General features: G+C 56.5%; 10 protein-coding genes. 5 read left to right on the forward strand and 5 right to left on the reverse strand.

The features are described from left to right. Positions 1–80: 80 nt before the first annotated feature. The 4 genes from M1D87_RS25830 (at position 81) to M1D87_RS25845 (ending at position 4243) form a co-directional block, all read left to right on the forward strand. Entirely contained in the window at positions 81–1049 is a 969-nt protein-coding gene (locus tag M1D87_RS25830) for a LysR family transcriptional regulator (RefSeq protein ID WP_003253442.1), read from the forward strand. A gap of 210 nt (positions 1050–1259) precedes the next feature. After that, positions 1260–2567, forward strand: a complete 1308-nt coding sequence (locus tag M1D87_RS25835) for an OprO/OprP family phosphate-selective porin (protein ID WP_003253440.1) — start codon at positions 1260–1262, stop codon at positions 2565–2567. A gap of 298 nt (positions 2568–2865) precedes the next feature. Then, the gene (locus M1D87_RS25840) at positions 2866–3891 is read left to right on the forward strand and encodes a hypothetical protein (protein ID WP_421091514.1); all 1026 of its coding nucleotides are present in this window, start codon (positions 2866–2868) and stop codon (positions 3889–3891) included. Between the two features lie 127 nt (positions 3892–4018). Next, positions 4019–4243 (forward strand): hypothetical protein, encoded by a 225-nt coding sequence (locus M1D87_RS25845; RefSeq protein WP_003253436.1) that lies wholly within the window; start codon positions 4019–4021, stop codon positions 4241–4243. A 90-nt stretch (positions 4244–4333) separates the two neighbouring features. Here M1D87_RS25845 and M1D87_RS25850 read toward each other — a convergent pair whose 3' ends face one another. The 5 genes from M1D87_RS25850 to M1D87_RS25870 form a co-directional block, all read right to left on the reverse strand. Then, positions 4334–6331 (reverse strand): heavy metal translocating P-type ATPase, encoded by a 1998-nt coding sequence (locus M1D87_RS25850; RefSeq protein ID WP_009682002.1) that lies wholly within the window; start codon positions 6329–6331, stop codon positions 4334–4336. Positions 6332–6532: 201 nt separating this feature from the next. Beyond that, a complete protein-coding gene (locus M1D87_RS25855; protein WP_003253432.1) occupies positions 6533–6856 on the reverse strand; it encodes a DUF2790 domain-containing protein in 324 nt (107 codons plus the stop codon). Positions 6857–7018: 162 nt separating this feature from the next. Continuing rightward, positions 7019–10180, reverse strand: coding sequence for a CusA/CzcA family heavy metal efflux RND transporter (locus tag M1D87_RS25860; RefSeq protein WP_421091515.1), 3162 nt, complete (start codon positions 10178–10180; stop codon positions 7019–7021). Between the two features lie 24 nt (positions 10181–10204). Then, positions 10205–11455: an efflux RND transporter periplasmic adaptor subunit gene (locus tag M1D87_RS25865; protein ID WP_421091516.1), complete on the reverse strand. Its 1251-nt coding sequence runs from the start codon at positions 11453–11455 to the stop codon at positions 10205–10207. A gap of 68 nt (positions 11456–11523) precedes the next feature. Further along, positions 11524–12795: a TolC family protein gene (locus M1D87_RS25870; RefSeq protein WP_010951456.1), complete on the reverse strand. Its 1272-nt coding sequence runs from the start codon at positions 12793–12795 to the stop codon at positions 11524–11526. A 404-nt stretch (positions 12796–13199) separates the two neighbouring features. Here M1D87_RS25870 and M1D87_RS25875 point away from each other — a divergent pair, with 404 nt between their 5' ends. Then, entirely contained in the window at positions 13200–14543 is a 1344-nt protein-coding gene (locus M1D87_RS25875) for an OprD family porin (RefSeq protein ID WP_003253422.1), read from the forward strand. Positions 14544–14786: the final 243 nt, after the last annotated feature.

Here is a 14786-nt window from a genome sequence, read left to right on the forward strand (position 1 = left end):
GACCTGCGGATTACAATGCTGACAAGATAAGGAAATGCTGGGTGGCATTGAGATAGATTCCCCGAATTAAGGGGGACCCAATGGTTACACAAAATGAAACATTTACAAGCAGCGTTGTTCCTTACAGTCCTGACATATTGGATGATCTGCCAATTGATGATCAGCTGGCCGTAGAGTTTTTCGCAACAGCACGTTGTGCCAGTTTCAAACAGGCTGCCCGGGGGCTCAATGTGCCAGTGGTAGGCCTTCGGAAACGCTTGGAGAAACTGGAAGAGCACATTGGTGCTCCCGTGTTTGTATACAAACACAACAAGCTTGCCCTGACCCGCACTGGCGAGAGGGTCAGCCATTACCTGTGCCAGCTCTTCGGCCCAGACGGCCTTGGCAAGTCCGGTGAAAAGGAAGTCCCCAGGCTTACCATCGCGATCACGGAGCCAGTGTTGAGCGACATCGTAAACCGCGATCTAGTCGCCTACGTGCGCGATCATGCCGAAATGCAGCTTGAAATCCATTCAGAGTGCACAACGCAGATGCTCTCTGAGTGTGAAGTCGATGTGGGTATCGCTTTCGTGAGCCCAGATGATGAGGGCGCGTTTGATCGCCATCCTACGTATAGGTTTGAACGGCTTGGCCGGATTGGGCACTCGCTGTTCATTTCCAGCCGCTACTCAAGAAGCGTCACCCTTCCAGTGCAGAGCCTGGATTTGCACAACTTCATGCTCGTTATCCCTTGGGATGAAGAGATTTTGGCGGGCTCACGAAAGTGGGCATCGATAATGGCTGAGCATCAGGGCGGTACCACTCGGGTAAAGAACTATAACTTATCCCGTGGCCTTGTCGTAGGAGGCGCGTGTATCGGTGTGCTGCCCGACTATAGTCGAAAGATGGAGAGGAATATTCTGCCGATGCCGGGTTTTTTGGACGATCTGGAGGAGAAAGATGTCTATCTTGTTATCAAAACCAAGCTTGCCCGCAACCCGCACGTTCTGGAAATCCGTAGATTGATCAAGAAGAGCTTCTTTGATAAGAAGGACTGGCTTGTTCGGTAACAGTTTTGTTAGGTTTCAAACTCTCCTGTTAACACTACAGAAACACAACTGTCATATTCGCTTGCAATCTAGTCAGAGTGCTTAGAACAAAGGCATCTTGTTACAGCAGGTGACAACCGTGGCCTGCTCCCATCTGCAAGATAAATTTAGGCCGACGAAGGGCGAAATACAACGTCGGTAGCTAAGCACTTAACATACGAGAGGCAAGCAATGATCCGTTCTTCGAACATGCGGGAAAAGCTGTTGGCTGCCGCAATAATAGGCACATTTTCCTCGCAAGCATTCTCCGGAACAGTAACCACTGACGGAGCTGACATCGTTCTGAAGACCAAGGGCGGTCTTGAAGTATCGACTTCTGACAAGGAATTCAGTTTCAAACTGGGCGGTCGCGTTCAGGCCGACTACGGCCGTTTCGATGGTGTCTTCACCAAGAATGGCGATACCGCTGACGCCGGCTACTTCCGTCGCGCCTACCTTGAGCTCGGCGGCGTTCTGTACCGCGACTGGAAGTATCAGCTCAACTACGACCTTTCCCGCAACACGGGCAACGACTCCGACGGTTACTTCGACGAGGCCAGCCTGACCTACACCGGTTTCAAGCCCGTCCAACTGCGATTCGGTCGTTTCTACACCGACTTCGGTCTTGAGAAAGCCACCAGTTCGAAGTGGACCACTGCCATGGAGCGGAACCTCTCGTACGACCTGGCGGACTGGATCAACGACAACGCCGGCATGGGTGTTCAAGCCACCAGCACCATCGCTGACATGGCTTATGTCTCCGGTAGCGTTTTCAGCGAAACCAACAACAACTCGGATGGCGACAGCACCAAGCGCTACAACGCACGTGCCGTGTTCGCACCGCTGCACAGTGATGGCAACGTCCTGCACGTCGGTGCTCAGTACGCTTACCGCGACCTCAAAAACAGTGCGGTCGATACCCGGATTCGTTCGCGTCTTGGCGTTCGCGGTGTAGATACCAATGGCGGCGGCGATGCCGGCACCAACGGCAACCGCATGCTGTTTGGCGGTGCCGCCGCACAAGATGGCCTGTGGAAGGACGATTCGGTCTGGGGTCTCGAAGGTGCCTGGGCCACCGGCCCGTTCTCGGTGCAAGCGGAATACCTTCGCCGCAAGCTGAAAGCTGACCAGGCCAACAGCGACATGAAGGCCTCTGGTTACTACGCCCAGATGGCTTACACCCTGACCGGCGAGCCGCGTATCTACAAGCTCGACGGTGCCAAGTTCGACACTATCAAACCAGAGAACAAGGAACTGGGGGCCTGGGAAGTTTTCTACCGCTTTGACGATATCAAGGTCGAAGACGGCAACCTGGTCACCGCAGCGGATCAATCGAACGAGCGCAAGGCCAAGAGCCACACTGTGGGTGTGAACTGGTATGTCAACGAGGCAGTGAAACTCAGTGCCAACTACATCAACGTGCGTACTGACAATAACGAGAACACCGTGGGCGACGACAGCGGCAATGCAATCGTGACCCGCCTGCAATACGTCTTCTGATCCCTCTCATCAGTCTGACGTGAGAAAGCCGGAAGCGCTCAATGTGCTTCCGGCTTCCCTGTTTCTGACGTGATCGAGCTTGGAGCGTCCTCCTCCTACCTGCTCTCGCTCACCTGATGACCTCTCTTGCCAAAACTCGGCGAATCTGGTGTGATTGCCGCGTCGGGTTTTGCATGGTGGCCGTGCAAGCAAACCAAACCTGACTCCTACTCATGATTGAACCTGATTCGACGTCCAGCTTCGCGTCTAACGGCCCTACAAGCGCAGCTACCCCAACGTCGCTCATTAGGGGATAGTCATGTCTGCCAAAAAGCTGCTTCAACCTCTCGCTGCTCAGCTGCACGCCTCATTCTCGGCTTCCGGTCGCCCGTACGCTCACCAGCACATTCACCAGTTGCTCCACGCTGCCATTGGCTCCGTCTCCCCAGAAGTTGACTCCCAAGACAATCTGCCAATCCAGGTATGCCGTGACAGCGACAGGCAGTACAACCTCTACGAGACGATTGAGCGGGCGAAAAAGTGCTTGGGATTGACCGATCTTCAAGCAGTCGGCGTGGCTGAAGAAGTCATCGAAGTACTACGAGCTGCAGGGATAGGCGTGAACCAGGTTCGCCTGCTCCTCGACCCCTACTTCACCTCGAAGACTCGTAAAAAGGCATTCAAAGCCCTTTGCAAGAATCTGGATCTGAACGAGCTCGGCGATCGATTCGTCCCGAAAACGGCGACGCTGGCCATTGCGGCGGGTATGGCACCGCCTCCGAAAATCACGTGGAAAGATCGCTTCGCACTGGCTGCAGATTTCCCTATACGGGGACAGAGCCAGCTCGTCGAAATGGTGACTCGAAGCGAGTGCTATCTGTGGGTATTTCCGCCGACTGATCATCAAGCTACGGCTTCGGCGAGTCACGACCGCTATTTCGGTGAACAGACCCATCCGAGCGCTGAGATGGGCATGGGGTTCACTATCATCGATTCCGGATCGACCCGCCCTAAATTTCCGATGCTCTCCAAACAGCCGGAAGAGACCTTCATCCAGTATTCACTTTCGGCGCCGATGTGGTTCTGGCGCGCACAAAGTAACACCTGGCGGCTGGGAAACATCCTGCGCTCCAAGATCCTTGACGGGGCTCCTTGGCATAACGAGCCCTTGAGCGATGTGCTGCCAGGTGGTCTGAAGTCTCTGCCGCGGATTTATGGGTGCACCACCTGCCAAACGCTGTTCGTCGAGAAACACAGCGGCTATCCGGATGTACCCACTCAGTGCCAATGCGGTGAGGCGAGCAGCACGCGTGACCAAAACGAGTCACCTGCTCTCAATAGCTGATTTTCCTTACGGTGGCGGGCTATGCCCCCCGTTAGGGATTGGCTATGGGAGCGGGATTCGCTCACCCCAAACCTGAAGGCGCCGCCATCTAACCGAGCGATATGAGCTGAATGCTCGCGGAGTAGATATGCAGAACAGTACCAACAAACAAGACACCCTGGCGGCGATCAATGCACTTGTGGAGATTGCGTATGATCAGGGATTTGCGAACGGACAAGGGGTCGGCAATCAAGTCGGTTTCGTAGCCGGTGTCATGAGTCTCAAAGCTGCGTTGGCCTGCGGCTTAAGGCACGGCTCACCTGAGTGTGGGAAGGCCCTTGAAAGCCTCAAGCGCATCGGGATCGACGAGTGAGAAAAGTACGGGTCGTGCGCTGATCGCGCACGACCCGTACTTCTACTTCAAGTCATTTCCCTGCTTAGCTTCATGATTGAAGCTCAGGGATCAGGAGCTTCTGCGGTAGGCCAACAACCGCAAGGCGTTGAAGACGACCAGCAGTGTGGAGCCCTCATGGATCGCAACGGCGGCACCAATGCTCAAGCCCATGATGGTAGACGGAACCAAGATGGCCACAATCCCCAAGCTGACGAACAGGTTCTGGCGGATGATCGATCGCGTGTGACGGCTCAGCCCCACCGCAAATGGGAGTTGCCTGATGTCGTCAGCCATAAGCGCGATATCAGCCGTTTCCAGGGCGACATCAGATCCGGCAGCCCCCATTGCGATGCCAACGCTCGAATTGGCCATGGCAGGGGCATCATTCACGCCGTCACCCACCATGGCCACCCTGGCGCTGAGGCGCAGGTTCTTGATGGCCTTGACCTTGTCTTCCGGCATTAGGTCTCCCCACGCCTCATCTAAGCCAACTTGTTTGGCTACCGCCTCTGCAACGCGGTTGTGGTCCCCAGAAATCATGACCATGCGGTCGATGCCCATCTCTCTGAGTTTCTGGAGTGCCTCTTTGGCACCCTCTCGGGGTGTGTCCAATAGCCCGATAGCGCCCAGATCCTTGTCAGCGCGACGTACCACCATGGTTGTGCGGCCCGACTGACGCAGACGCTCCGCAGCCTCCAAGGCTGCCTTGCTCAGTGCGGGAATACCATTGGTACCGAACATCTCGACCTTGCCAATCCAGACGAACTGCCCATCAAGCTCGGCACGTACGCCGCGGCCAATCATGTTGCTCATGTTCTTGGCTTGCAATCGGCGCCGTGTGCCAATCATCTCTTCACCGTCACGCACAATTGCCGCAGCCAGCGGATGGTCGCTCATCGACTCCACAGCGATGGCGACGTTTAGTAGATCCTCGATCTGCGTGCCGCCTACCGGTATTACATCGGTGATGCGTGGGCGCCCTTCGGTCAGGGTACCGGTCTTGTCGAATGCCATGGCATTCAAGGAGCCGAGCTCTTCAAGCGGTGCACCGCCCTTGATCAGCACGCCACCTCGGGCTGCCCTGGCGATGCCAGATAGAATGGCGCTTGGTGTTGCGATCGCCAGCGCGCAGGGGCTGGCTGCAACCAGTACGGCCATCGCCCGGTAGAACGAGTCACGGAACGGCTCATCAAGGAAAATGCCGGCAAATAGCAGCCCGACTACCAGCAGCAAAACCAACGGGACGAATATGCGTTGGAAGCGGTCCGTGAATCGCTGGGTCGGTGACTTCCTGACTTCGGCTTCACTGACCATCTTGATGACCCGCGCCAGGGTACTTTCCGTAGAGCGCCGTGTTACCTCAACCTCGATGAGCGTTTCGCCATTGATGGTACCGGCGAAGACTTTCGAGGCTGCATCCACTGCATCTGGCTTGCTGCGTGCGAGTTCGGCATCAGGGACAGGTTGCTTGTCCACGGGGACGCTCTCACCGGTTACTGGCGCCTGGTTGATACTTGAGGAGCCCACTACAACAAAACCATCGGCCGGTAGGCGGTCATTGGGGCGCACGATGACAACGTCACCGGGAACCAGCAGCTCCACAGGCATTTCCAACGTGCCATTTGCTCTGCGTACGATCGCGGTGGCTGGTGCGAGCTTGGACAGTGCCTCAATCGCTTTCTTGGCCCGCCCCATCGCGTAGCTTTCAAGGGAATGCCCCAGACTGAACAGGAACAGCAGCAGAGCCCCCTCCGCCCAGGCGCCAATGCTCGCGGCACCGGCTGCGGCGAGAAGCATCAGCGAATCGATCTCGAAGCGTTTCTGGCGGATGTTGCTGATCGCTTCCTTGGTGGTGAACCATCCACCGAACACATAGGCCGACACGTACAGAATCAGGGGCAGTCGATCAATCAGGTCAAGTTGTCCTGCGAGAGCTCCGGCACCCAGGAGGGCACCACAGATCAGCGCGAAAATCAGCTCCGTGTTCATGCCAAAAATGCCGCCATGCTCATGGCTATGACCTTCATGCCCAGCTTGGTCATCAGGGCGTTCAAGCAAACTCTTCATAACTCGTCCCTTCTGGGGTCAAGGCTTCCAATTGCCCTCTGCAGTTGGGAGCCGTCGCGGTTGGTTAGCTAAGACCTATTGCACGGTTTGCCCCGGCCCAGGCGTTAACATGTCAAAACCATGGGGCATCGGGCGTAATAAAAAATGCCAGGCACTGCCTGGCATTTATGAATTCTCTAATTGTTCTGTTCAAATCGTTTACTACTTGTTGTTGATGCATTGCGAATACATCGAGTAACGAACAGTCTTGAGCGTGCCCTGGGAGTCCTCGAAGGTCATCAACCGTGGGTAGACCTGGCAGGTACGTGGGTCCTGCGACTGACGTACGAACTTAGCAACGTCTATCTTCATGCCATATTTGTAATCCTGAATCTCTGGCATTGGCTTGCCATTTTTCTCCGCGTACTTGGCCACTGCGGTCTGGTGCTCCTTGGTGTATTGCAGCTGCTTGCTCTCGGAAAAAGTGTTGGCCTGCGAAGCCACCGAGAAAACAACAAGTGCAGCAGCGATAATTAGCTTTTTCATAAAACCCTCTCAATTTCAAAACTTCTCGGGCGTAACCTTAGCAATGCATAGGCATCACCGGCATGACGAGAAACTTACAATTTTGAAAGGTAAGTGCATCTACTTCACTTTAAACAAAAAAGCCCACAACACGTGTTGTGGGCTTCTCTTTAGCGGAGCCTGTTAGCTAACCACTTCGGCCTCGTCGCCGTCTTCATCCTTGCGGTGTGCCCAGTAATACAGGGCAGGCAGTACCAACAAGGTCAATGCGGTGGAGGACAGGATCCCGCCAATCACCACAGTCGCCAGTGGCCGCTGAACTTCTGCACCGGTACCGGTGGCCAAAGCCATCGGGATGAAGCCCAGGGAAGCTACCAAGGCAGTCATCAGAACAGGTCGCAGACGGGTTAATGCACCTTCATCGACTGCCTGCCTGAGCGTTCGCCCTTCCTCCCTTAGCCCGCGGATGAAGGCAATCATCACCAGGCCGTTCAGTACTGCAACGCCGGACAGTGCAATGAAGCCGACACCTGCCGAGATCGACAGTGGGATGTCCCGCAACCACAACGCCACAACACCACCGGTGAGTGCGAATGGAATACCGGTGAAGACCAGCATGCCGTCCTTCAGGTTGTTGAACATCAGGAACAACAAGGTCATGACCAGCAGCAAGGCGACTGGAACAACGATCTGCAGCCGTTTGGCAGCCGACTGCAGCTGCTCGAACTGGCCACCCCAAGTCGTCCAGTAGCCCGCAGGGATTTGCACCTTCTGATCCAGCGAAGCGGTCGCCTCCTCAACGAAGGATCCCAGGTCACGGCCTCGAACGTTGGCACTGACGATTACCAGACGCTTGCCGTTCTCGCGGCTGATTTGGTTCGGGCCCAGTTGCAGGTCCAGATTAGCGACCTGCGACAGCGGGATGAAAACGATCTGGTTGGCACCCTGAGCCGCATTGGCAGGCACCGGAATCAGCAAACTGGACATCCCCGCTACGTCGGTGCGAACGGTCTCAGGCAGGCGCACTACCATGTCGAACCGACGGTCGCCCTCATACAGCGTGCCGGCCTGGCGACCACCCACGGCGATAGCGATCGAGTTCTGAACATCCGCGATGTTCAGGCCGTAGCGTGCTGCTTTCTCGCGGTCGATGTTGATTGTCAGCACCGGCAGGCCGGATGTCTGCTCAACTTTCACTTCCGACGAGCCCGGTACCGCTTTGAGCGCTGCCGCGATCTTGTTGGCGGTGTTGTTGAGCACGTCCATGTCATCGCCGAAGACCTTCACAGCGACATCACTACGCACGCCCGAAATCAGCTCGTTGAAACGCAGTTGGATTGGCTGCGACAACTCGTAGTTGCTTCCTGGAACACCCGCTGCGGCCTTCTGCACCTCAGCAATCAGCTCATCGCGAGGCTTCTTGGGGTTAGGCCACTGATCCTGAGGCTTGAGCATGATGTAGGCGTCGGAGGCGTTCGGTGGCATCGGGTCAGATGCAATTTCCGCGGTACCCGAGCGTGCGAACATCCGCTCGACTTCAGGCACCTGCGCTATTACCGCTTTCTCCAGACGCTGCTGCATCTCGACGGACTGAGTGAGGCTCGTTCCAGGCACACGCATGGCCTGCATCGCAAAGTCACCCTCACTGAGGCTTGGGATGAACTCGCTACCCATACGACTTGCCAGCACACCACTGAGCACGACCAAGGCTACTGCGGCCGAGAAAGCGATGTTCCGATGTCCCAGCACCCATTGCAGAACCGGCTCATAGCGCAGTCGAGCTGTGCGCATGACCACGCCTTCCTCTTCCTTCACCTTGCCAGTGACGAACATGGCAATAGCTGCAGGAACAAAGGTAACGGACAGGATCATTGCGCCCAGCAGAGCCATCACAACGGTGAACGCCATAGGGTGGAACATTTTGCCTTCGACGCCGGTGAGGGCGAAGATCGGCAGGTACACCACCATGATGATCAGCTGACCGAAGATCAGCGGCCGGCGAGCTTCTCGCGCCGCGGCAAAGACCTCGTGGAAGCGTTCGGTTTTGGTGAGCATGCGGCCATGCTTATGCTGCGCATGAGCCAGTCGACGGATCGCGTTTTCTACAATAACCACGGCACCGTCGACGATGATGCCGAAGTCGAGTGCCCCCAAACTCATTAAGTTGGCACTGACCTTGTTGTTGAACATGCCTGTGAAGGTGAAAAGCATGGACAGCGGAATCACCATCGCGGTGATCAGGGCTGCACGGATGTTGCCGAGGAACAGGAACAGAATCGCGATTACCAAGATCGCGCCTTCTACCAGGTTCTTCTTCACCGTCGCGATGGCTTTTTCAACCAGGTTGGTACGGTCGTAAACGGTCACAGCCACCACGCCCTTTGGCAGGGTGCGGTTGATGTCCGCCAGTTTGGCGGCGACAGCTTGAGACACAGTACGGCTGTTTTCACCAATCAGCATGAACACGGTACCGAGCACGACTTCGCGGCCGTTCTCAGTAGCAGCACCTGTGCGGAGTTCTTTACCGATGCTGACGTCAGCAACGCTGCTGATGCGAATCGGTGCACCATCCACGCTGGTGATCACGATGTTGGCGATGTCTTCGATGTTGCCTACCTGGCCGGGCGCACGGATGAGCAACTGCTCACCATTACGTTCGATGTAGCCGGCGCCGACGTTGGCATTGTTACTTTCCAACGCTGCGACCAGGTCATTGAGGGTAAGCTTGTAGGTAGCCAGGCGCTTAGGATCTGGCGCAACCAGGAACTGCTTGGCATAGCCGCCGATGGTATTGATCTCGGCTACACCCGGGACGTTGCGCAGCTGAGGCTTGATGATCCAGTCTTGGATCACGCGCAGGTCGGTCGGGGTGTAAGGCGTACCGTCCTCTTTGACCGCGCCATCTTCGGCTTCAACGGTCCACAGGAAGATCTCGCCGAGGCCGGTAGATACCGGGCCCATAACGGCCTCTACGCCTTCTGGCAGCTGTTCCTTCGCAACCTGCAGCCGCTCGTTGATCAACTGGCGGGCAAAGAAGATGTCAGTGCCATCCTTGAAGATCACGGTGACCTGAGACAAGCCAGAGCGAGACAGGGAACGGGTCTGCTGAAGGCCCGGGAGACCGGCCATGGCCGTTTCAACTGGAAACGTGATCCGTTGTTCGGTTTCCAAAGGCGAATAACCAGGCGCTGCAGTGTTGATCTGCACCTGGACGTTGGTGATATCGGGTACCGCATCGATGGGCAGCTTTTGATAGCTGTAGATACCGATACCCGCCATGATCAGAACAGCGATCATTACTACGATGCGCTGCTCGATGGCGAATCTGATGATACGTTCAAACATGAGAAATCATCCTGTCAGTTCGCATCAGTGACCGTGTTCGGCAGAAGCTTTGCCGAGCTCGGACTTGAGTGTGAAGCTGCCACTGGTTGCTACCTGGGCGCCGGCTTCAATACCGTCGATGACTTCCACGTACCCATTGTCGCGACGACCCAGTTTTACCGGGCGGGTGTCAAACCCATCTGGGGTGCGTACGAATACCGAGGGTTTGTCTTCAACGGTCTGGACTGCGTGCTCAGGGACCGCTACGGCAACTCGATCAGTCTGGGAAGTGACCGCAATGTTCACGAACAGGCCTGGACGCCAGGCACCGTTGGGGTTGGTCAAGGTGACGCGGACAGTGGCTGCGCGGTTTTGCTCGCCCAGCAGGCTCCCGACATAACCCACCTTCCCTTCGACCTCGACATTCATGTCAGGCGAAGAGACTTTCACCGCACGACCAGTCGTGACCTTGCCCAGATCTGTAGGCGGGACGGCGAAGGTTGCCCAGACCTGATTCAGGTCAGAAAGGATGAAGGCGTTGGTCGCCTCGCTGACGACTTCGCCAACGGTCAGGTGTTTCTCCACCACCACGGCGTCGAAAGGAGCTCGGAGTTCGTAACGATTACCGCCAACGGAGTTAACCGAAGCACCGATCGCACCGACCTTCTGCTTGGCGTTGGCCAAGGAGATCTCCGCTTCTTGCAGCGCTTGGCGTGCTTGGAGGTAGTCTTGCTCCGCGGAAATCTTGTCCTGCCACAGCTGCTTCTCACGCTCGAAGGTCACTCGCGCCAGTTCGACGCGACGCTGTGCGGCCTGTTGTTCGCTGCGCAGGTCAGAGATCTGCTGGCTGGCGATTACCGCGAGGACTTGCCCTTTCTTGACCGTCTCGCCCAGGTTGGCCTGGACAGCCTCAACAACGCCAGGAACACGAGGAACCACGTGGGCAGTACGATCTTCGTCGAAGCGAATTTCGCCAGGGAAGCTCACGACGGTACCGAGGTCACGAGGCGCTGCAGCTTCCAGGGCAACACCAGCGGCCTTGATCTGTTCAGCGCTGAGCGTCAGCTTGCCCTCTTCTTCACCGCCCTCTTCGCTGTGGCCTTCTTCACCATGGCCCTCATCACCTTCCTCTTTGGCGGCAGATGCGGCTTTCTTTTCGTCGCCATGGCCATCGTTAGCGCCATGCTCGGCAGTACTGGCGGCCTGCTGTCCGGAACTGTTGTTCCAGGCAAGGCTGCCAAATCCGAGGGCTGCCACAGCGGCTACCGCGAGGGCGATCTTGCGTTTGTTATCCATTGCTACTCCTGCTGATCGTAGGCACCGGCTTGTTCAAGGCTGTGTGCCGAAGAAAATGTTTGGCCCGTTCAGCGAGTGCCGGCGGTTGAGCCGACTTCGCCATAAACCCTTTCCACCTGCGCACGCGCATTGGTCGCCGCTGCCAACGATTCGAGGTATTGGCCACGAGCGACGATCAAGGTGCGCTGGGCATCCAGCACTTCGATGAAACCGAATTTGCCCATCTCGAAGCCGCGGGTTGCGGTCTCTACGGCTTGTTGGGCTGAAGGCAGAATGGTCTTGTCGTAGGACTCGACCTCCTGCATGGCGGTGGACCATTGGTTCAACGCGGTTTGGGTTTCGGTGCGCAGGCGCAGCTCAACAGCATTGCGCTGGTCCCGGGCCTGATCTGCACGACGAGAAGCGGAAAGAATGTTGCCCTGGTTACGATCGAACAGCGGCAAAGGCATAGACAGGCCCACAGTGTTGACCCGCTCGCGCACAGAGCGGTCGTACTGGCTACCTACACTGACAGTAAGGTTCGGGATACGCTGAGCTTTCTCTGAGCCGAGCGAGGCATCGCTCTTGTCTATCTGCACCACGGCCTGACGCATTTCTGCTGTTTGGTCGAGCTTAGCCAGCAGATCTTCAGTGCGAGGTGGCAAGCCCGGGGAGAGGGTTGGCGATTCGAGTCGATCAAACACGGTGACTGAGCTCCCGGTAATTTGAGCGAGCTGTTGGTAAGCGGTCGCTTTTTCCGTTTCTGCACGTCGAACTTGCAGCTGGGCTTCGGCCAGTTGCACTTGAGCGCGGGTCGCCTCCACTGGGGACGACTTACCTGCGCGAACACGGCCATCGACGATGCGAAGACCGCGCTCAGTCAGTTCGAGAGATTGCTTGGCCAGGTCGAGACCTGTCTGGGCCCGCAACGCGGCGTAAAAGGCTTGGACGACATCTGCACGCAGGCCGTTAACGCGACGGTCTAACTCAAGCTGTGCGGCGGTCTGCCCGTATGTGGCGACGTCAACACGAGCCCCCCGCTTACCGCCCAGCTCAAGGGTCTGGCTGAGAGAGACAGTCGTCTGGCTGGTGTTACGACGGGTGTCTTCCACGTCATACGAGATTGTGGGGTTGGGGATAAGCCCGGCCTGCTTGCGAGCACCATCAGCGATCCCAATTTCTTGCCTGGCCGCGGCCAGGTCTGGGTTGGCATCCATGGCCGTCGAAAGCGCCTGGGGCAAGCTGATGCTTTGGGCAAGGGCTGCAGGCGCCATCAACCCAGAGATGACTGCACAGAGTGCAGCGATCTTCCAGGGCGAGACGGGGGTCTTGGGTAAGACATTGCGGTTATACCGGGGCACTTTGATGGTCCTCGTGCACAAACTTCGATAAAGCTTGGCGAGAACGCCGAAACAGCTGCCAAGCCCCACTTGATTAGGTGATGGCACTCTAATGAGCGGTAGCTATCAGAGGGGTGGCTAGAAAATTACAATTTCGTAAGAAAGCTTTGTAATGCCCGTAAATACTGGGAAACCCAACCCGACACGATGATTTCGATACAAGCAACAGAGATGGCAAACACGCGGTGCGAAGGTGCCGAATAACAGGTAGATGACGAAATTGTAATTGTCCTATCACCCTCCCGTTATCTTCGGCCTGCAAATATGAGCTCGCGCTACGCTAGGCGCGCCGCCGGGTCAGAACAACTAACGACACCCGCGCCGGTAAACATAATAAAAACTGCCGTGAATCAAAGGAGCATCGGATGAAAATCAAAGTACCACTGTATTTGGCGGCAGTTTCTGCGCTGTCTGGAAGCTATGCTATTTCGGCACAAGCTGAAGACAAGCCAGAAGGCTTCATTGAAGGCAGCAGCCTTACAGTGTTGAACCGTAACTTCTACTTCAACCGTGATAACCGCGACAGCACCGCCCCCACTTACAACAGTGGCAAGGGCAATACGAACGGCTACTCCGAAGCCTGGGCGCACGCGATCATCAGCAAATTCAACTCCGGGTTTACCCAAGGTACCGTTGGCTTTGGCGTTGATGCCTTTGCCATGATCGGCCTCAAGCTCGACACCGGTGATGGGCGCAACGGCGGCCGTAGCTCCTTCGACGTGCTGCCCGTTGATAACAAGGGTGAAGCTCGCGACGAATACACCAAGGTCGGCGGCGCAGCCAAAGTCCGCTTGTTCGATACCATCGTGAAAGTGGGTGATGTCTTCCCATCGACCCCGGTCGTCGCATCGGGTGACTCTCGCCTGCTGCCAGAGAGTTTCCGCGGTGTGACCGTTGAGAACACCAGCATCCAGGGCCTTACCCTCCAGGGTGGTCGTCTGCATGCGATGAGCCAGCCGGTCTCAAGCAACCTGAACGACAACTTCGTGACGTTCTACGGCGGCCCGGTCAACTCGCCATGGATCGGTTACGGTGGCGGTGACTACTCGATCAACGACAACTGGACTGTGAGCGTCTACGCCAGCCAGCTGAAAGACGTCTGGAATCAGTACTACGCCGGCACAAGCGTGGTTTACCCGCTGAGCGACGATCTGGCGCTGATCGGTGGCTTCAACTACTACAAAGCCGTAGATGAAGGTAAGAAGCGCCTGGGTGAATTCGACAACAACATCTGGAGTGCCAAGGTCGGTGTGCGTTACGGTGCCCACACCCTGGCCCTGTCGCATCAGCGCAACAACGGCGACGACGATTTCGACTACCTGCGTCAGTCGGACTCGATTTTCGTCGACAACTCCATCCAGTACAGCGACTTCAACTCGCCGAAAGAGCGTTCCTGGATGCTGCGCTATGACCTGAACTTCACCAGCTACGGCATTCCAGGCCTGACGTTCATGACCCGCTACGCCAGAGGCTCGGGCGCGGATTACTCGAACGCTAACCAGTTCTACATGCGCACCGACGACAACGGCAACCCGCTCGACAATCAGAAGCGTTGGGAGCGTGACGTCGAAGTCAAATACGTTGTGCAAACCGGTCCGGCAAAAGACTTGTCCTTCCGGTTGCGCCAGGCAACCACGCGTGCCACTGCTTTCGAATCGGATCTGGATGAAACTCGTGTAATCATCGAGTACCCGCTTTCGATTCTGTAATTCGCTGAGCGGGCCAGTCTTTCGACGGCTGGTCCGATTAGTAAAACGAGCATTACGAATTCACCTTGAGTGGCTTAATTGCTCCTTTGGTAAAAGGTGGATATTTGGCGCCCATTGGGCGCCTTTTTTTTGCCTAAAATTCAAGTAAGCGTTCGATTGTACGCATTGCATGCCGGTGAAGTTCATGACTACACCAATGACCAGTCTCCTCAACATGAGCGACCTCGCCGTCATCCGAACGGA

It is taken from the genome of Pseudomonas sp. SA233, from assembly GCF_054792385.1.

What these genes read in the sequence shown, in the direction of transcription:
- M1D87_RS25860 (WP_421091515.1), bottom strand. Translation starts at nt 10,180, where the DNA reads ATGTTTGAACGTATCATCAGATTCGCCATCGAGCAGCGCATCGTAGTA.
- M1D87_RS25835 (WP_003253440.1), top strand. Translation starts at nt 1,260, where the DNA reads ATGATCCGTTCTTCGAACATGCGGGAAAAGCTGTTGGCTGCCGCAATA.
- M1D87_RS25830 (WP_003253442.1), top strand. Translation starts at nt 81, where the DNA reads ATGGTTACACAAAATGAAACATTTACAAGCAGCGTTGTTCCTTACAGT.
- M1D87_RS25875 (WP_003253422.1), top strand. Translation starts at nt 13,200, where the DNA reads ATGAAAATCAAAGTACCACTGTATTTGGCGGCAGTTTCTGCGCTGTCT.
- M1D87_RS25840 (WP_421091514.1), top strand. Translation starts at nt 2,866, where the DNA reads ATGTCTGCCAAAAAGCTGCTTCAACCTCTCGCTGCTCAGCTGCACGCC.
- M1D87_RS25855 (WP_003253432.1), bottom strand. Translation starts at nt 6,856, where the DNA reads ATGAAAAAGCTAATTATCGCTGCTGCACTTGTTGTTTTCTCGGTGGCT.
- M1D87_RS25850 (WP_009682002.1), bottom strand. Translation starts at nt 6,331, where the DNA reads ATGAAGAGTTTGCTTGAACGCCCTGATGACCAAGCTGGGCATGAAGGT.
- M1D87_RS25845 (WP_003253436.1), top strand. Translation starts at nt 4,019, where the DNA reads ATGCAGAACAGTACCAACAAACAAGACACCCTGGCGGCGATCAATGCA.
- M1D87_RS25865 (WP_421091516.1), bottom strand. Translation starts at nt 11,455, where the DNA reads ATGGATAACAAACGCAAGATCGCCCTCGCGGTAGCCGCTGTGGCAGCC.